This window comes from Bradyrhizobium neotropicale, assembly GCF_001641695.1.
Taxonomy (GTDB): domain Bacteria; phylum Pseudomonadota; class Alphaproteobacteria; order Rhizobiales; family Xanthobacteraceae; genus Bradyrhizobium; species Bradyrhizobium neotropicale.
On the sequence record NZ_LSEF01000034.1, the window covers coordinates 102991 to 120426 of the forward strand.

Annotated in this window: 11 protein-coding genes and 3 pseudogenes; 6 read left to right on the plus strand and 8 right to left on the minus strand. The window is 64.2% G+C overall.

Features of this window, described 5'->3' with window-relative positions; all coding sequences use genetic code 11:
* Window positions 1-429 (minus strand): annotated as a pseudogene (locus tag AXW67_RS43875) (metallophosphoesterase); the annotation flags it as partial.
* Between the two features lie 255 nt (window positions 430-684).
* Here AXW67_RS43875 and AXW67_RS09825 point away from each other — a divergent pair.
* The gene (locus AXW67_RS09825) at window positions 685-1218 is read left to right on the plus strand and encodes an REP-associated tyrosine transposase (protein WP_063677724.1); all 534 of its coding nucleotides are present in this window, start codon (window positions 685-687) and stop codon (window positions 1216-1218) included.
* A 53-nt stretch (window positions 1219-1271) separates the two neighbouring features.
* Here the strand turns inward: AXW67_RS09825 and AXW67_RS09830 are convergent, their stop codons facing one another.
* The gene (locus AXW67_RS09830) at window positions 1272-2750 is read right to left on the minus strand and encodes a protein adenylyltransferase SelO (protein WP_063677725.1); all 1479 of its coding nucleotides are present in this window, start codon (window positions 2748-2750) and stop codon (window positions 1272-1274) included.
* A 194-nt stretch (window positions 2751-2944) separates the two neighbouring features.
* Here AXW67_RS09830 and aspS point away from each other — a divergent pair, with 194 nt between their 5' ends.
* Window positions 2945-4717: an aspartate--tRNA ligase gene (aspS, locus tag AXW67_RS09835; protein WP_063677726.1), complete on the plus strand. Its 1773-nt coding sequence runs from the start codon at window positions 2945-2947 to the stop codon at window positions 4715-4717.
* 206 nt (window positions 4718-4923) lie between these two features.
* Here the strand turns inward: aspS and AXW67_RS09840 are convergent, their stop codons facing one another.
* Window positions 4924-6891, minus strand: a complete 1968-nt coding sequence (locus AXW67_RS09840; RefSeq protein ID WP_063677727.1) for a hypothetical protein — start codon at window positions 6889-6891, stop codon at window positions 4924-4926.
* A gap of 252 nt (window positions 6892-7143) precedes the next feature.
* Between AXW67_RS09840 and AXW67_RS09845 the strand changes: the two genes are divergently transcribed.
* The 3 genes from AXW67_RS09845 to AXW67_RS09860 all read left to right on the plus strand — a co-directional run bounded on the left by AXW67_RS09845 (window position 7144) and on the right by AXW67_RS09860 (window position 12482).
* Entirely contained in the window at window positions 7144-9456 is a 2313-nt protein-coding gene (locus tag AXW67_RS09845; RefSeq protein ID WP_027551395.1) for an NADP-dependent malic enzyme, read from the plus strand.
* A gap of 285 nt (window positions 9457-9741) precedes the next feature.
* Window positions 9742-10194, plus strand: a complete 453-nt coding sequence (locus AXW67_RS09850; protein ID WP_027551394.1) for a DoxX family protein — start codon at window positions 9742-9744, stop codon at window positions 10192-10194.
* A gap of 302 nt (window positions 10195-10496) precedes the next feature.
* Window positions 10497-12482, plus strand: coding sequence for a tetratricopeptide repeat protein (locus AXW67_RS09860; RefSeq protein ID WP_082907849.1), 1986 nt, complete (start codon window positions 10497-10499; stop codon window positions 12480-12482).
* Between the two features lie 95 nt (window positions 12483-12577).
* Here AXW67_RS09860 and AXW67_RS09865 read toward each other — a convergent pair whose 3' ends face one another.
* From AXW67_RS09865 to AXW67_RS43885, 5 genes and pseudogenes are all read right to left on the minus strand, one after another.
* Complete coding sequence (locus AXW67_RS09865) at window positions 12578-13141, minus strand: dihydrofolate reductase family protein (RefSeq protein WP_063677730.1); 564 nt, start codon at window positions 13139-13141, stop codon at window positions 12578-12580.
* A 10-nt stretch (window positions 13142-13151) separates the two neighbouring features.
* On the minus strand, window positions 13152-14153 hold the full coding sequence (locus tag AXW67_RS09870) for a polysaccharide deacetylase family protein (RefSeq protein WP_063677783.1): 1002 nt from the start codon (window positions 14151-14153) through the stop codon (window positions 13152-13154).
* A gap of 165 nt (window positions 14154-14318) precedes the next feature.
* Window positions 14319-14888 (minus strand): glutathione peroxidase, encoded by a 570-nt coding sequence (locus AXW67_RS09875; protein ID WP_063677731.1) that lies wholly within the window; start codon window positions 14886-14888, stop codon window positions 14319-14321.
* 92 nt (window positions 14889-14980) lie between these two features.
* Window positions 14981-15656 (minus strand): annotated as a pseudogene (locus AXW67_RS43880) (L,D-transpeptidase); the annotation flags it as partial.
* A gap of 1 nt (window position 15657) precedes the next feature.
* Window positions 15658-16679 (minus strand): annotated as a pseudogene (locus tag AXW67_RS43885) (L,D-transpeptidase family protein); the annotation flags it as partial.
* A 208-nt stretch (window positions 16680-16887) separates the two neighbouring features.
* On the opposite strand from AXW67_RS43885, the gene AXW67_RS09885 reads away from it, so the two are divergent.
* Entirely contained in the window at window positions 16888-17436 is a 549-nt protein-coding gene (locus AXW67_RS09885; protein WP_063677732.1) for a CreA family protein, read from the plus strand.

Below are 17436 nucleotides of genomic sequence, written 5' to 3' on the forward strand. Positions count from 1 at the left end.
CGCGGCAAGCGTGTTCGCGAGCCATTCGAAACGCTTTGCGCACATCTCGCCGGCGTGGCTGGTCTCGTCCAGCGTGTCGAGGAAGACGAACAGGCCGTGCTCGGTGGTCCGCGTGCCCTGCACGAAGCCGTTGGGATCGCGCGGCGCGGCTTTGAGGCCGTCGAGACAGGCGACGCGGCGGTCGTGATTACCCACCATGGCGATGTAGGGCATCTTGAGCGCGGCCATCGCCGCGGCGAAATCAGCGTAGGCCTCCGGTTCGCCCCAATGGGTGAGATCGCCGGTCACGACCGCAAATGCGGCATCTAGCTGGTGCTTGTTGATGTCGGCGATGGCGGCATCCAGCCGGGCGCGCGGATCGAGCCCATAGAGCTTCAGCCCGGGGCCAGCGATGTGCGTGTCGGTGATGTGGATGAATTTGAAGGGCATGGCGCGCTTGTCTGGATTTTGGGAGGACGGTCGCCTCCGGCAAGACGGCCTGCCAGCCCGTTAGAGCGCGAGTGTATCAGTTTGATGACAGCGGTTCCACGCCTACCGCATTGCACCGCAACTGCTGGATGGATCAACCGATCTTGCCACCCGGAAGGTGCGTGGGATGGCTCGGTCCGCACCAGTGTAGGGTGGATTAGCCGGAGGCGTAATCCACCACTGTGAACCAATCTCAGGTTGTGATATCCGACGAGGATGTCCGACTACCGCCGCGCATTCGTTCCCGGAGGATGCTGGTTCTTCACGGTGAATCTACTCGATCGGCGTAAGGCTCTTTTGATTGACCAGATCGGAATCTTGCGAAAGGCGGTGGCCGCAACTCGCCAGAGCTATCCGTTCGCCATCAATGCGTTTGTAGTTCTGCCCGAGCATCTGCACGCAGTCTGGACATTGCCGCCAGGCGATTCCGGTTTTTCGATGCGCTGGCGGCTCATCAAGACCCGCTTCGCCAAAGCGCTGCCATCGACCGAGCGGTTGAGCGCGGTCCGCGCCGCGCGGAACGAACGCAGCATCTGGCAACGCCGGTTTTGGGAACATCTTATTCGCGACGAGGCCGACTACGCGCGCCACGTCGCGTATTGCTATTACAATCCCGTCAAGCATGGGCATGTCTCAAGGGTGTGCGACTGGCCGTACTCGTCGTTTCATCGCGACGTCCGCGCCGGTTTGTTTCCCGAGGATTGGGGCGGCGATTCCAATGTCGTCGGCGACTTTGGAGAGCGGGAATGAGCCGATGGTGGATTACGCCTTCGGCTAATCCACCCTACGAAGATCGACGCGCCTCACGTCCCGCAGAACGTCCGCAACACGCGCTGATCCGGCAGCGGCGGGTCGGCGTAGGCGGCGTACTCGGGCTGGTCGTCGTACGGCTTGGCCAGCACCTTCACCAGCTCCTCGAACGGCGCGTAATCGTCGTTGTTGACAGCGGCCTGGATCACCGCCTCGACGCGGTGATTGCGCGGGATGAAGGCGGGGTTGACCGCGTGCATATCGGCTTGCCGCTCGGCCGCGGACTGCGGCTCCAAGCCGGTGCGTTCGCGCCAGCGCTTCGCCCACTCGTCGAAAGCCGAGGGATCCATGAACTGAGCGCGGACGTCGCTAGCGCGGTCCTCATTGCCTGCGGCATCGCCGAGCCTGCGGAAGGTGAGGGTGAAGTCGGCCTGGTTCTTCGCCATGGCGTCGAGCAGGTCCTGGATCAGGGCCTCGTCGCCGTCACGCTCCGTGAACAGACCGACCTTCCTGCGCAGGCCAGCCTGATAGGCTTGGCTGAAGATGTCGGGGAACGCGCCGAGAATGTCCTGCGCTTCCTCAATGGCCTTCTCCTGGTCATTGGAGAACAGCGGCAAGAGGCATTCGGCGAGCCGGGTCAGATTCCACAGCGCGATGCGCGGCTGGTTGGCATAGGCGTAGCGGCCCATCTCGTCGATCGAGGAAAACACCTGCGCGGGATCGTAGGCATCCATGAAGGCGCAGGGGCCGTAGTCGATGGTCTCGCCGGAGATCGAGGTGTTGTCGGTGTTCATCACGCCGTGGATGAAGCCGACCAGCAGCCAGCGCGCGACGAGATCGGCCTGGCGCGCGACGACGCCGGCGAGCAGCGCGTGATAGGCTTGCTCGGTGCCCGACAGCTCCGGGTAATGGCGGGCGATGACGTGGTCGGCGAGCCGGCGGATCGCGTCGGTGTCGCGGCGCACGGCAAAATACTGGAAGGTGCCGACGCGGATGTGGCTGGAGGCGACGCGGGTCAGTACCGCGCCAGGCAGCGCGGTCTCGCGGAGCACATGCTCACCGGTCACGACGGCGGCGAGCGATCGCGTGGTCGGAATGCCCAGCGCGAACATCGCTTCGCTCACGATGTATTCGCGCAGCACCGGCCCGAGTGCGGCGCGGCCATCGCCGCGACGGGAGAAGGGGGTGGGGCCGCTTCCCTTGAGCTGGATGTCGCGGCGGACGCCGTCCCTGTCGATGACCTCGCCGAGCAGGATCGCCCGGCCGTCGCCGAGCTGGGGCACGAATTGCCCGAACTGGTGGCCAGCATAGGCCATGGCGATCGGGTCGGCGCCGGCTGGAACCGTTTTCCCGGCCAGGATTTCCACGCCTTCAGCGGTCTCAAGGACATCGGGATCGAGCCCGAGCTGGACCGCCAGGGGCCGGTTCAGCTTGATCAGCCGGGGTGCGGCGACCGGGGTCGGCGCGACCCGGGCAAAGAACGTGTCCGGCAAGGCCGAATAGGAGTTCTGGAAGGGGAAATGAACCGTCATGGCGCTAAAGATAGGCTGACAACGCCGATCGGCAAAGGCTTGGGCTCTGAGGGGACAAAAATGGGCGTTCCGGGCCCAAAACAAGCCGTTCCCTTGGTTGCCGCCCCCGGCCTCGTCGGGTAAACCCTGCCGCAACTTCGGACCGGCCTTTTGGCCGTCCGATTCGATCCTCCGACATTGATTTTGGGACGACCATGCATCGCTACCGGTCACATACATGCGGCGCGCTCCGCGACAGCAACATCGGCGAGACGGTCCGCCTCTCAGGCTGGGTCCATCGCGTTCGCGACCATGGCGGCGTGCTGTTCATCGACCTGCGCGACCATTACGGCCTGACCCAGTGTGTGGTCGACCCGGACTCGCCTGCGTTCTCGCTCGCCGAAAAGCTGCGCTCGGAATTCGTGGTGCGGATGGACGGCAAGGCCCGCCGTCGCCCCGAAGGCACCGACAATGACGACCTGCCGACCGGCAAGGTCGAGGTCTATGTCAGCGAGATCGAGGTGCTGGGACCTGCCGGCGACCTGCCGCTGCCGGTGTTCGGCGACCAGGAATACCCCGAGGACATCCGCCTCAAGTACCGCTTCCTCGATTTGCGTCGCGAGAAGCTGCACCAGAACATCATGACGCGCGTCGCGATCATCGACTCCATGCGCCGGCGCATGAAGGACCAGGGCTTCTTCGAGTTCAACACCCCGATCCTGACCGCGTCCTCGCCGGAGGGCGCGCGCGACTTCCTGGTGCCCTCGCGCATCCATCCCGGCAAGTTCTACGCGCTGCCGCAGGCGCCGCAGCAGTACAAGCAGCTGCTCATGATGAGCGGCTTCGATCGCTACTTCCAGATCGCGCCCTGCTTCCGCGACGAGGACCCGCGCGCCGACCGTCTGCCCGGCGAGTTCTATCAGCTCGACGTCGAGATGAGCTTCGTCACCCAGGACGACGTCTTCGCGGCGATGGAGCCGGTGATCACCGGCGTGTTCGAGGAGTTCGCCAAGGGCAAGCCGGTAACGAAGGGCTGGCGCCGCATTCCGTTCGCGGAAGCCTTGCGCAAATACGGCAGCGACAAGCCGGACCTGCGCAACCCGATCGAGATGCAGGAAGTCTCCGAGCACTTCCGCGGCTCCGGCTTCAAGGTGTTCGCGCGCATGCTCGAGGACCCCAAGAACCAGGTCTGGGCGATCCCGGCACCGGGCGGCGGCTCGCGTGCGTTCTGCGACCGCATGAATTCGTGGGCGCAGGGCGAGGGCCAGCCGGGCCTCGGCTACATCATGTGGCGCGAGGGCGGCGAGGGCGCAGGTCCCCTCGCGAACAACATCGGGCCGGAGCGCACGGCAGCGATCCGCGCGCAGCTCGGCGTGAAGGAGGGCGATGCCGCCTTCTTCGTCGCCGGTGATCCCGACAAGTTCTGGAAGTTCTCTGGCCTTGCCCGCAACAAGGTCGGCGAGGAGTTGAACCTCACCGACAAGGAGCGGTTCGAACTCGCCTGGATCGTCGACTTCCCGATGTACGAGTACAACGAGGACGACAAGAAGGTCGACTTCTCCCACAACCCGTTCTCGATGCCGCAGGGCGGCCTGGAGGCGTTGAAGGGACAGGATCCGCTGACCATCAAGGCGTTCCAGTACGACATCACCTGCAACGGCTACGAGATCGCATCGGGCGGCATTCGCAACCACGTGCCGGAAGCGATGGTGAAGGCGTTCGAGATCGCCGGCTATGGCGAGCAGGAAGTGGTCGATCGCTTCGGCGGCATGTACCGCGCCTTCCAGTACGGCGCGCCGCCGCATGGCGGAATGGCGGCGGGCGTCGACCGCATCGTGATGCTGCTGTGCGGTACCACGAACCTGCGCGAGATCTCGCTGTTCCCGATGAACCAGCAGGCCATGGACCTCCTGATGGGTGCGCCCTCGGAAGCCACCACCAAGCAGCTCCGCGAGCTGCACATCCGGGTCAACCTGCCGCAGAAGTGATGTTGTTTCGCCTCTCCCCGCGCGCGGGGAGAGCATTGTTGGATCTCGTGCCCCGGACGCAGCGCAGCGCTCTTTAGCGGTGCGCTGCAGAGCCGGGGCCCACGTCTCAGCGTACGGTGACCTTTCTGGGTCCCGGCTCTGCGTCGCGTCATTTCACGCCGCGCCGCGTCCGGGACACGAGATGGAAATCGGCTCAGCAGCCGTGCTTACAAACCCGTCGAGGCCTCGATCCTAAATTGCGCCAGCGCGATGATCGGTTCGGTGTTGAGGAGATCCATGAGCTGAACCAGCGGCACCTTGCCGAGCGGCGTCAGCTTGAGGGCGAGCGTCTGGCCGGGTGTCGCAACGAAGCTCGCGATCGCATCCACCGCTGCACCTGCGTCGGGATTGGCGTCGGCGAATTGTTCGCGCTGGGCCTTGATGCCGTCGATGATCGCCTGTCGTGCGCCGTCGCGGCCGACATTCTGCATGCGCGCGAACTGCGCGATCGCGAGGTCGACGACGCCATTGTCGTGCAGGCTGAGCTCCACCGTGCCGGCCTCGATCTTCCCTGCCTCCGCCATGGCCTGCGCCGGATCGGACGTGAACACGCCACGCGGCACGTTGGCGAGTGCGACGCGGGCCTGCGCCTTGGCGAGGTTGCCAAGATCGATGGTCGCAGGCGCGAGCGCAAAGGAGCCGGACGACTCGGTCCAAGCGGCGCCGAGATCGAGATCGATCGCGAGCTTGTCGATGCCGGCCATGGTCAGCGGCATCTGCGCCGGATTGGCCGGATCGGTCGGGGCAACCATCTTCACGACCAGATTGGCTTTGCTCGGGATCGATCCGACCAGCTGGCCCCAGTTCAGGCTGATCGTATCGATGGTCACCGATTGCTTCGCATTCCCGTAGGGCGACACCACGCCCTTGATCTCGGCGCCTTCGAGCACCCGGAACAGGCCGAGCATCTGATCCGGCGACGGCGTCTGCCCAGGGTTGGTCAGGCCCGCCGCCCAACGCATCAGGTTCGCCGCGCTGAAGGATTTGAGAGCGAAGCGGTCCATCTTGAACTGGCCCTTCGGGGACGGCGCATCGAGGCCTTCGATTGCGAATTCGCCTTGCTGGTAGCGGACCGCATTGATTCTGGCCGTCCCTTGCGGCGTTCCCATCGACGTCCTGCCGACCTCGATCTTGCCGACGCGAAGACCCTCATAGAGCCCGGCGAGCTTCTCCATCATCTCGCGCGACTGCGCCGGTGTCGGGAGAACCGACCGGTCCGCCGGCATCAGCGCCAGAATCTCGGCTGGCCGGAATTTTGACGGCTGCACCGCAATCTCGTCGAAAGTGACGCCATCGACCTCGATCCGCACGCCCTGTGCCGATGTCAGCACATAGGGACCGGCGGCGATTTGCCGGTAGACGCGGTGGTAGCTGTCGTCATTGGTCTTCTGCGGATCGAGCGTGGCGGCGATCGCGGTCGCATCGAAATCATTGACCACGAGATTGGAGAGTTCGCCGGTCACCTTGTCCTGCTTGCCAGGCTGCGGCACGTTGATCGTGAAGGTGGCCCGGTCCGCCTTCATCGCATCGACCTTGCCCCGGGCGAGCTTCTGGATTGCGAGCCCCGAATAGACGATGTCGCCGTTGCCGCCGGCGTTGCTGCCGGCATCGAATGAGACGGTGAGGGTTGGGGCTACGACCGAAGATGCCGTGACGGTCGCATATTGATCGAGCACAAACCGGCAGATGTCGATGAGGGAGCTCGACGTCGGCGCGCTCTGGGCGCGGATCGGGCCGGAATAATCCCGGATCGTGACCTGCGGAATCTTGTAGGCGGCTTTCACCGGCGGTCCGACCTGCTCCAGCGTGACGTCCAGGCCGGCGAGCTCGATATTGTCTGCCGAGAAACGCGTCTCGTCGACCTGGCGGACTCCCGTGCCCTTGAGGTTTGCGATCCTGACACGGGCCTGCGGCTGCTGGGCGGGCTCGACTGCGATGTCCTCGATCGTCAGCGTCCGGCTCATCACGTCGAAGGTCACCTTGCCGTAGCTCGCCTTGCCGCCGCCGGCGCGGATCTGGTCGAACGCGGCCTCGACCTCGGCGGTGGCGCGATGTTTGGCGTAGAGGTTGAAGCCGAGCCATCCGCCTGCGGCCAGCACCGCCACTGCGATCAGGCCGATCAGGATCCTCTTCATTCCTCAGCTCCAGTTGCTCATTTTGCACCGCGCAAGCTGCCATATTCGCGAAACCTTGGCCGGTCCAGGGAAAGCTATGGTTTTCAAATATTTGACTGGGCGGCCTGTTGATGGGCTTGCAATCGGATGTTGCCACCGGGGCGCCGACCGTGCTTCATCCCGGTTTCCATGGGCCGGAATACCGTGTGCACCGCGGCGAACGGGTCAGGACAATGCATCTTTGAGGCCGCATAACGCGAGGCGAGACACCGCATGTCGTCTTATTCTGAAGATCTCCATTCGGCGGCACTGGCCTATCACCGTCTGCCGCGCCCCGGAAAGCTCGAGATCCAGGCGAGCAAGCCGCTCGCCAACCAGCGCGATCTCGCGCTTGCCTATTCTCCAGGCGTTGCCGCCGCCTGTACCGAGATCGCCAAGAACCCGGCCGAAGCCGCCTCGCTCACGACCCGCGCCAACTTGGTCGCCGTGGTCTCGAACGGCACCGCGGTGCTGGGCCTCGGCAATATCGGCCCGCTGGCCTCGAAGCCGGTGATGGAGGGCAAGGCGGTCCTGTTCAAGAAGTTCGCCGGCATCGACGTCTTCGATATCGAGATCGCCGCCGACACCATCGATCGCGTCGTCGAGACCGTCGCGGCGCTGGAGCCGACCTTCGGCGGCATCAATCTCGAGGACATCCGCGGGCCGGAGTGCTTCGAGATCGAGGCGCGGCTGAAGGAGCGCATGAAGATCCCGGTGTTCCATGACGACCAGCACGGCACCGCGATCATCGTCGCCGCCGCCATCGTCAACGGGCTCAGGCTGAACGGCAAGAAGTTGTCCGACGTCAAGATCGTGGCGTCCGGGGCAGGGGCCGCGGCGATCGCCACGCTCAATCTGCTGGTGTCGATGGGCGCGCAGCGCAAGAACATCTGGGTCTGCGACATCGACGGGCTCGTGCATGAGGGCCGCAACACCTCGATGGACCGCTGGAAGGCGGTCTACGCGCAGAAGACCGACAAGCGCACGCTTGCCGACGTGATCGACGGCGCCGACATCTTCATCGGCCTCTCGGCACCGGGCGTGCTCAAGCCCGAGATGGCCAAGGCGATGGGCGACAAGCCCTTGATCATGGCGCTCGCGAACCCGACGCCGGAGATCATGCCGGAGGAGGCGCGCAAAGCCCGTCCCGACGCCATGATCTGCACCGGGCGCTCCGACTATCCGAACCAGGTCAACAACGTCCTGTGCTTTCCCTTCATCTTCCGCGGCGCGCTCGACGTCGGCGCCACCGCGATCAATGAGGAGATGAAGCACGCCGCGGTCGAGGCCATCGCGCAGCTCGCGCGCGAGGCGCCGTCCGATGCCGTCTCCCAGGGCAGCCTCGACACCGGCGAGGCGGGCGGCTTCGGCCCCGGCTCGCTGATCCCGAGCCCGTTTGATCCCCGGCTTATCTTGCGCATCGCGCCGGCGGTGGCGAAGGCGGCGATGGAGTCCGGCGTCGCGACGCGTCCCATTACCAATTTCGACGAATATCGCGCGCTGCTCGAACGCTTCGCCTTCCGCTCCGGCCTCGTCATGAAGCCGATGTTCGCGAAGGCCAAGACCCAGCCGGTCCGCGTGATCTATGCCGAAGGGGAGGACGAGCGCGTACTTCGCGCGACCCAAGTCGTGCTGGAGGAGAAGCTGGCGCGGCCGATCCTGGTCGGGCGTCCCTCGGTGGTCGAGGCGCGCATCAAGCGCTTCGGCCTGTCGATCCGGGCGGGCAAGGACTTCGACCTCGTCAATCCCGAGGACGATCCGCGTTACCGCTCCTACGTGCAGTCCTATGTCGAGGTTGCCGGCCGCCGGGGTGTGACGCCGGATGCGGCACGCACGGTGGTGCGCACCAACAACACGGTGATCGCGGCGCTCGCGGTGACACGCGGGGAGGCGGACGCCATGCTCTGCGGCGTCGAGGGCCGCTACATGAGCCATCTGCGTCATGTCCGCGAGATCGTCGGATTCTCGCCGGGGATCAGCGACTACGCCGCGCTGGCGCTGCTGATCACCAGCAAGGGGGCCTTCTTCATTGCCGACACCCAGGTGCGGCCCAATCCGAGTGCGGAAGAGCTCGCCGAGATCGCCTCGCTCGCGGCGGTCCACGTCCAGCGCTTCAACATCAAGCCGAAGATCGCGTTCGTGTCGCACTCCGATTTTGGCGGCTACGACACCGAGTCCTCGCGCAAGATGCGCTACGCCACCCAGCTCCTGAGGGAGAAGCATCCGGAGATCGAAGCCGATGGCGAGATGCAGGGCGACACCGCGCTCTCGGCCGCGGCGCGCAGAATGGTGCTGCCGCACTCGAAGCTCGAGGGCGAGGCCAACATCTTGATCATGCCGAGCCTCGACACTGCCAACGTCGCCTATCAGATGATCAAGTCGCTGGCGGACGCGCTCCCCGTCGGCCCGATCCTGATCGGCCCGGCACGCCCCGCCCACATCCTGACCCCCTCGGTCACCGCGCGCGGCATTCTCAACATGACCGCGGTCGCCGTGGTGGAAGCCCAGGAGCGTGCGGCGCGGCAGCAGCCGAGCTTGTTCACGTAGGGCGCTGTTCCTTCACCTCGCCCCGCTTGCGGGGAGAGGTCGAATTCGAGCGCAGCTCGAATTCGGGTGAGGGGGAGCTTCCGCGATTTCAACTGTTACCGTAATCGGGGAGCCCATCACCCCAACCCTCTCCCGTAAGAACGGGGAGAGGGAGCACACGCCCGGAGCCTCGGTCGCTCGATCTTTTCAAAACAGTTTCGCAATTTCCCCGTTTGAAAACCTCAGGCGGACTCTTCATAATCACCTCAAGCGTCCCGTGCTCTAGAGTTTGCCAAGAGGCCGACCATGCCAGCGTTCGTGACTTTCGGGCGGATCCTGTTCGCCGTGCTGTTCATCTACACGGGCGCGACAAAATTGTTCGCGATCCAGGCGACGGCCGATTTCATCGCCACCAAGGTCGTGGTGCCCGAGGTGATCGCGCCGTACGCAAAGCAGGTCGAGACGGCAACCGCGATGACCACGCCGCAACTGCTGGCGATCGCGGTCGGCGCGCTCGAGATCATCGCGGGCCTGATGATCGCGCTGAACTTTGGCGCGCGATTCTTCGCGATGCTGCTGATCATCTACGTCGCGGTCGCAACCCTGCTGTTCTACGATTTCTGGAATCAGGCGCCGCCCGACAACGCCAAGATGCTGGTCGACGCGCTGAAGAACCTGTCGATCATCGGCGCTCTGTTCATGATCATCGGCTACGGCCGCGCCACGCGCCCGGTCGAGGCGGCCTACGGCGACGTGTAGCTGACGTCTCACGCCCCGTCAGCCTGGCTGGCATCCAAAGCAATCGAAGCCGAAATCTCGGGTTGGCGACTGTTGCCGCGTCGACGTTCGCGGTGTGTCCAGCTTCGCGCAAGGTCGTTGCTGCAGAGTGATCGAGACGAGGCATGAGGCAAGTTCGAGAGTCGCTCGGCGTTCAAGCGGCTTGTCTGGCTGTCTAGTCCGCCGGGGGGCAGGCCGCTTCAGAGAGTCTGCATGAGCGGCAAACGCAAGAAGGGGCATCGTCTCGCACCTTACGCGTTCGCATCGATGATGGGTCCATCGTAATGTACGCTGAAGAGTCCTCGGGTTCTGTCTCATTAGAGGCCGGTCTCGCACACCATCGCGCAGGCCGCTTGCCGCAAGCGGAGGCGATCTATCGGCAGATACTGGCATCCGAGCCGGATCATGCGGAAAGTATCTTCCTTCTGGGGATTGCGTCGCTCCAGGTTGGTCACCACGACAGGGCGCTCGATCTCTTCATCCGTGCCGTCAAGCTCCAACCTCGCAACAGCTTCTATCACAGCAGCATGGCTGCCGCTCTGCACGGCCTCGGACGAAGGGGCGAGGCCGTCGCGAGCTATCGGGAAGCGCTGCTGCACAAGCCCGACAATCTGGATGTGCACATTCAGCTTGGTATCCTGCTGGGTGAGTGTGGGGACGTCGCGGGTGAGGAGGCCCACTACCGGTTCGCGCTGCGATACGCTCCCGACCACGTCGATGCCCGTTTCAAACTCGCCAATCTGCTGGTGGGGCGGAAACATTTCGATGATGCGATCAGCGAGTTTCGGCAGGTGCTGCAGCATAGGCCGAATTTCGCGGCGGCCCATTTGCACCTTGGGGCAGTGCTATTCGATCTGACCGCTTTCGAGGAATGCGAGCGTTGCTATCGTGAGGCCCTGCGTCTCGATCCGACATATGCGGAGGCCTATTGTAATCTTGGCGGTCTTCTCATCAAATTGGGCCGCCTCGACGAAGCGGAGGTCAATCTTCGCGAAGCCTGCAAACTCAATTCATGTTTCCCCGAGGCCTTGAACAATCTCAGTGACTTGCTGCGCCTCCGGGGGCGGCCGGAAGAGGCGGAAGCATGCTGCAGGGAAGCTTTGCGTCTGAAGCCGGACGATGTGCAGGCGCAACTGACCTTGGGCAACGCCCTTCGCGAGTCCGGCCGTTTCCACGAAGCGGAGTCTTGCTATCGGGCGGCTCTCGATCACAATCCGGCTTGGCCCAAGGCGCTCAATAATCTCGGCACCTTGCTGGTCGATCTTGGGCGGCCTGATGATGCCATTCGGAGTTTGCGGATGGCGGTGGCGCAAAAGCCGGACTATCCCGACGCGCATTTCAACCTTGGGGTCGCGCTGTTGCTGGCAGGCCAGTTCGACGAAGGATGGCGGGAATATGAGTGGCGGTGGAAGCAGGATAGGAAAAAGTCGCAGCTTCGCGGCTTCCGCCAGCCTCTCTGGAGCGGAGGGGATATTGGTGATCGGGTCCTGCTGGTTCATGCGGAGCAGGGCCTGGGCGACACGCTTCAGTTTTGCCGTTTCGTGCCGGCAATTGCGGCGGGGCGGCGGGTCGTTCTCGAGGTTCAGCGGCCGCTGGTGCCGCTCCTGGCGGGGCTGCCGGGAATCGAGGGCATCGTCGCCCTTGGCGATCCGCTGCCGTCATTCGATCTGTATTGCCCGCTGTTGAGTCTGCCGCGGGTCCTTGGCACCACCCTCGAAACCATCCCGCAACAGGCATCCTATCTCCGGGCCGATCCGCAACGCGTGGCGGCCTGGCGCCAGCGGGTCCGGCAACTCAATGGCCCGCGGGTCGGCCTCGTCTGGGCAGGCAATCAGGCGATGAGCGGCGACCGGCGGCGATCCATTCCGCTTGAGCGATTTTCAGAGCTGGCGGACCTGCCGGGGGTGAGTTTCGTCTCATTGCAGAAAGGACCGGCGACCAGCCAATCGCCGCCGCCCGGTCTGTCATTGCACGATTGGACCGATGACCTCCACGACTTCGGTGAAACGGCCGCGCTGATCGAGGCGCTCGATCTGGTCATCAGTGTCGATACCGCGGTGGTGCATCTTGCAGGAGCGCTTGGCTGCCCTGTCTGGCTGCTCAATCGCTTCGACCGGTGCTGGCGCTGGTTGCTGAACCGCGACGACAGCCCCTGGTATCCGACGCTGCGGCAGTTCCGGCAACCTCAGCCCGGCGATTGGTTAAGCGTCCTCAAGGACGTGCGCGCTGAACTCGAGAAGTACGAGCTCTCGAACATCGCACGCTCTTAGGCCGTCAAGGGCGTCGTTAGCTTTGCGTGACAAACGTACGCGTTGTACGCGGGTATCAAGACACCGGTACTGTGCATGGGGTTGTTCTTCGAGATTTAGTTGGAGTCTCCCGCTGGCCGCCACGGCGTAACCGTCACGTCATTCGCCGCATCCAGCACGAACGGTGCGCCCGGCTTCATCCCGTGCGCGGCAAGCACCTGATGCGGCGTCCGTTCCGGCACGCCCACGAAGCAGCCTTCGCCGCCGGCTAGCCGCACGCGTGGCGCTTCCGACAGCCAGAACGTGTCGTAGCGGTCCATGAACATGTCGAATACGACGGGACCGCCGATGATCGCGACCGTGCCGGAGGTGACGTCGGCGAAGACGCAGGCCTCCTCGAAGCTCGCATGCTCCGGATTCCACAACGTTGTGTTCGGCAGCTCCGGATCGACGGTAAGGGCCCTGATCCTGCGGGTCAGGACCAGCCGCTTGCGCTTGGGCGAGTTCGGCTGCTGCTCATGCGAGTGCCGGCCGTGCACGATCAGCGCGGCGCGATCGAGCGCCTGCTCGAAGAACAGCTTGTCGCCGTCGAACTTCAGGCTGTCGGGCATGACATGACCCGCGTCGGCGAGCATGCCGTCCGCGGAGACGATGACGTAGCCTTCGAAGCGGAGAGACAAAGGGGGACGGCTATTCGGAAACGGTCGTCACCACGCTGTTGACCGGGCGCTGGCTCACCGTGGGCAGCTTGACGTCCTTGAGCAGCTCCTGGTCGTATTCGGGCAGCGTTGAGACCGGCGCCTTCGCGCGCATCGCCACCACCTTGAAGCCGCCGGCCTTGAGGCGGTTCAAGAGCTCGGGCAGGGCCTCGGCGGTGTGCTTCTGGAAGTCGTGCATCAGGATGATGCCCTTGCCCAGCTTGTCGAGCTTCTTCATCACGGTCTCGATCACCTTCTCGGGCTTGGAGGCCTTGAAGTCGAAGGAGTCTAGGTCACAGGAGAAGATCGCGACGTTGCGGTTGCCGAGATAGGTGACCATCTCGGGCGGATGCTGGAGCGCCGGGAAGCGGAAGAACGGCGAGGGCGCGATGCCGCCGAGCGCCCATTTCACCGCGCTGAATCCCTTCTCGATCTCGTCCTTCTTCTGCTGCTCGGTGAGCTTCTTGTTGTTGAGATTGGCATGCGACCAGGTGTGCGCGCCGATGGTGTGGCCGGCGGCGTAGACCTGCTTCAGGATCTCCGGCTCATAGGTCGAGTGCTTGCCGATCGGAAAGAAGATGCCGGTGGTGCACTGATCGGCGAGCGCCTTCAGCACCGCCGGCGTGTTGTGCGGCCAGGGACCGTCGTCGAAGGTCAGGACGACCTCGTGGTCGCGCAGGAAGTCGAGCTCCTTGAAGTGCTCGAAGCCGAAGCCGGGACCACCGGTGGTGTCGATCTCGACGGTGCGGGCAACGCCCAGTGCGTCCGGATTGTTGCAAGCGGCGCGCGCCGGCTGCGCCGCCTGTTTCGGCGCAGGCGGATTGGCCAGCGCGGGCTGCGCGGCTGCTGCAGCGGGAGCGGCCGCCGGTGCCGCCGCAGCCGGCGCGGCTTGCGTCGCGGCCGCAGGCTTCGCTGCCGGGGTTTGTGACCATGCTGCGCCTGCCATCGCAACAGACATCGCGCTTGCCAAAATCAGTCCTGCCGCCACACGCATGGTGTTGTCCTCGAGATTGATCCCGTTGTTCCGCCGTGGCTTTTCGCCCCCGGCAAAACCCATCCTGCCCCATATGATCCTAGCCTAGATGGTGCGCCATCGCCATTGCAACGGCTGTTTGGCGCTTCGCCATAATTGTGCCCAACCGTCTTGGGTCGCCGCGCATCAGCTGTCTGCCAGCGCCTTGGCGACAGCTGTTTTCACCCGTGTGTCGGTCGGTTCGACCGCGGACGCAAACACTTCGGCGATATAGCCGTCGCGGCCGATCAGGTATTTGTGGAAGTTCCAGCGCGGAACCTCTTTCGGCCGCGTCTCCGCGGCCCACTTGTAGAAGGGATGCGCTGCCGGTCCGATCACGACGGCCTTGGCTGTAATGGGGAAGGTAACGCCGTATTGGTGGTGTGCGGTCTCCGAAATCTCGCTCGTGCCGCCGGGCTCCTGGCCACCGAAATCGTTGGAGGGCACGCCGATGATGGTCAGCCCGCGCTGGCGAAACTCGCTCCAGAGCTCCTGCAGCCCAGCATATTGCGGAGTGTAGCCGCAGAGCGAGGCAGTGTTGACGATCAGCAGCGGCCGGCCGGTGAACGCGGCGAGGCGGATGTCGTCACCCGAAAGCGCCGGGAAGGAGAAGGCGTAGGCCGATATTCGGCTCATGCCGCCATCGGCCAGCGCGCGCGTTGCGGAGGCGGCCGACGCCGCGAGCGCCGTGGTCAGCATGGTCCTGCGGTTCAGCATGGCAGCGTCCCCCGAGATGATCCGGGGATGCATGTTACGCCGCCGGCGCCACCGGCCTGCTCAACACCGCGTTATCTTAAGCGGCAAAGCGCTCAATACAGGCGCACGATGAAGTCGGTCCCTTCGCCGGTCTCGCCCTGGTTGATGCCTTGGTCGGAGACGATGATCGAGCCACCGCTGGTCATCATCTCGTTGATCTTCGCCATGGTGTCGGCAGAGATCGAGATTCGATCGAGCGCTTCGGCCGGACTGTCCGGCATGATCACCGGTTTTGCGGCAACGGGGACCACGGCGGCGTTACGCTGGCGGCGCGTGATGTGGTTGTCATCATCGCGTGCGGCGGCGCGAACGGAGACGGGCAGCGACACGACCGACCAATGCAGCGCATTGGTGTCGGTCTTGTCCACCTCGGCGGTGAAGACATGCGTGCCGAGCGGCCGATCACTCGCCGTGATGGTGGCGGGCGTCTCGAACAGCGGGGAAAAATTCTGCCGCACATAGATCTTCCCATCCTTGCGGCTGATGAACACCGCAATCTGACCGGCGCGCTTCGGCGGCTCCTGCTTTGCGGCGGGCGCGGGATCGGCGACGCGGGTCTGGTCCTTCTTCGCTTCCGGCGAAGTGGCCTGCGCGGGCGCCGTTACCGTCGTGTCGGGTTTATTCGCGGCCTCGGCGGCCTCGTTCTTGGCTGCTTCGGTCTTGGCCGGTTCAGGCTTCGCTGCCTCAGACCTGACAGTCTCAGGCTTGGCGGCCTCAATCTTCTCGGCGNCTGGCTTCGGCCTTCGGTGCGTCCTTGGAAGCATCGGCACTGGCGGCAGGCTTTGCCTCCACGTTCGTCACCTCGGCCGGCTTGGCAGCCTGCTCGGGTTGCGGCTTCGCCGGTTCGGACGCCTCGGCAGTCTTGGTCTCAGTTGCTTCGGCCTTGTCGGCCGGTGAGGCGGCTCCGGTCGCGTCCGACATCACGGCGTGGCCGACCGTCGAGCGCAGCTCGGGGACGGCATCCGCGCTGGCCGTCTTGGTCTCGGTGGGCTTCGCCTCGCCAACGGTCGCCTCCGCGGCCTTGGTCTCCGCGGCACCCTTATCCGCCTTGTCGCCGCCATTGGTCTGCGGCTCGAGGCTGGCCGCGGGTTGCGGCGGCACGCGCACGGAGGCGAGGAGCGGATGCGAAAAGCTTTGTGGCGTCATCTGGCCGGGCGTGACGATCACGCGCGCGCCCATCTTGGTCCAGTTCCACATCTTCACTGCAAACGCCATCGGCATGCGGATGCAGCCGTGCGAGGCCGGATAGCCTGGCAGCACGCCGGCATGCATGGCGACGCCGGACCAGGTGATCCGCTGCATGTACGGCATCGGCGCGTTGCTATAGATGTTGGAGTGGTGGAATTTGTGCTTCTGGATGACGCTGAACACGCCCATCGGCGTGGAATGGCCTTTCATGCCGGTCGACACAGGGGATTCCGCGAACACCCCCTTGGAGTCGTAGATCGTCACCTTCTGCCGGTCGATCGAGACAACGATGACGAGCGGTCCTTGCGGCTTGGCTCCGCTTTCCTTCTCGACGACGACGTCTTTCTTCTTGCCGGTCGCGCTGCGCTTCTGCGGCTTCGGCCGCAGCATTTCCGGATGGCGCTCCTGCCGGGTGAAATAGGAGCCGTCGGAATAATCCGTCCAATAATAAAACGCTGCTTCCGCTTGGGTTGTCGTACCGATCGCACCCGCCGCCGTCAAAACGGCGACGTGCCAGAACCGCGCCGATGCGGCGATAGAACTGGACCCCTTCACGCTATTCATCCTCGAATCCACAATTCCAAATCACTCTTTAGTCTCCCAGAGGGAATATGCGTTCACCAGCACGGCGGTTGTGCGGCAGGCTAGTTTTGTCCAAGCCGTAGCAAAAAAGCCTCACAGACCGGTAAACGGTGGCCGTCCCTGGCCTGCGGCCGACTTCCTGATCGGCTGTCCCATGCCTACATTGCGGGGACTGCTACCGGAGTACTTCATGTCATCCCGTTTCCCCGGTCTTTTCGGCATCCGCTTGAAAGACTTCGCTTTATCCCTCCTGCTGCTGATCGTGCCCGCGACCTCCGCCTTGGCTGCCGACGAGCCGGATCTGATCTTCCGCCGCTCCACCGTGTTCAAATGGGTCAGCCCGAATGACAAGCTCGCGACCTACGGGTTGGACGACCCCGAGGTGGAAGGCGTGGCCTGTCATTTTACCGTGCCGGAGAAGGGCGGCTTCAAGGGTTGGCTGGGGCTGGCCGAAGAGGTCTCTGACGTCTCGCTGGCCTGCCGCCAGGTTGGCCCCATCAAGTTCAAGAACAAGCTCGAGCAGGGCGATGACATGTTCCGCCGGCGCCGCTCGCTCTTCTTCAAGAAGATGCAGATCGTGCGCGGCTGCGACGTCAAGCGCAACGTGCTCGTCTACATGGTCTATTCCGACAAGCTGATCGAGGGCTCACCGAAGAACTCGACCTCGACGGTGCCGATCATGCCGTGGGGGACGTCTGATACGAACATCGAGAAGTGCGGCGACTTCTTCACCCAGTGA

Coding starts and splice junctions, on each gene's coding strand:
- AXW67_RS09825 (WP_063677724.1), top strand. CDS start 685: ATGTCCGACTACCGCCGCGCATTCGTTCCCGGAGGATGCTGGTTCTTC.
- AXW67_RS09830 (WP_063677725.1), bottom strand. CDS start 2,750: ATGACGGTTCATTTCCCCTTCCAGAACTCCTATTCGGCCTTGCCGGAC.
- aspS (WP_063677726.1), top strand. CDS start 2,945: ATGCATCGCTACCGGTCACATACATGCGGCGCGCTCCGCGACAGCAAC.
- AXW67_RS09840 (WP_063677727.1), bottom strand. CDS start 6,891: ATGAAGAGGATCCTGATCGGCCTGATCGCAGTGGCGGTGCTGGCCGCA.
- AXW67_RS09845 (WP_027551395.1), top strand. CDS start 7,144: ATGTCGTCTTATTCTGAAGATCTCCATTCGGCGGCACTGGCCTATCAC.
- AXW67_RS09850 (WP_027551394.1), top strand. CDS start 9,742: ATGCCAGCGTTCGTGACTTTCGGGCGGATCCTGTTCGCCGTGCTGTTC.
- AXW67_RS09860 (WP_082907849.1), top strand. CDS start 10,497: ATGTACGCTGAAGAGTCCTCGGGTTCTGTCTCATTAGAGGCCGGTCTC.
- AXW67_RS09870 (WP_063677783.1), bottom strand. CDS start 14,153: ATGCGTGTGGCGGCAGGACTGATTTTGGCAAGCGCGATGTCTGTTGCG.
- AXW67_RS09875 (WP_063677731.1), bottom strand. CDS start 14,888: ATGCTGAACCGCAGGACCATGCTGACCACGGCGCTCGCGGCGTCGGCC.
- AXW67_RS09885 (WP_063677732.1), top strand. CDS start 16,888: ATGTCATCCCGTTTCCCCGGTCTTTTCGGCATCCGCTTGAAAGACTTC.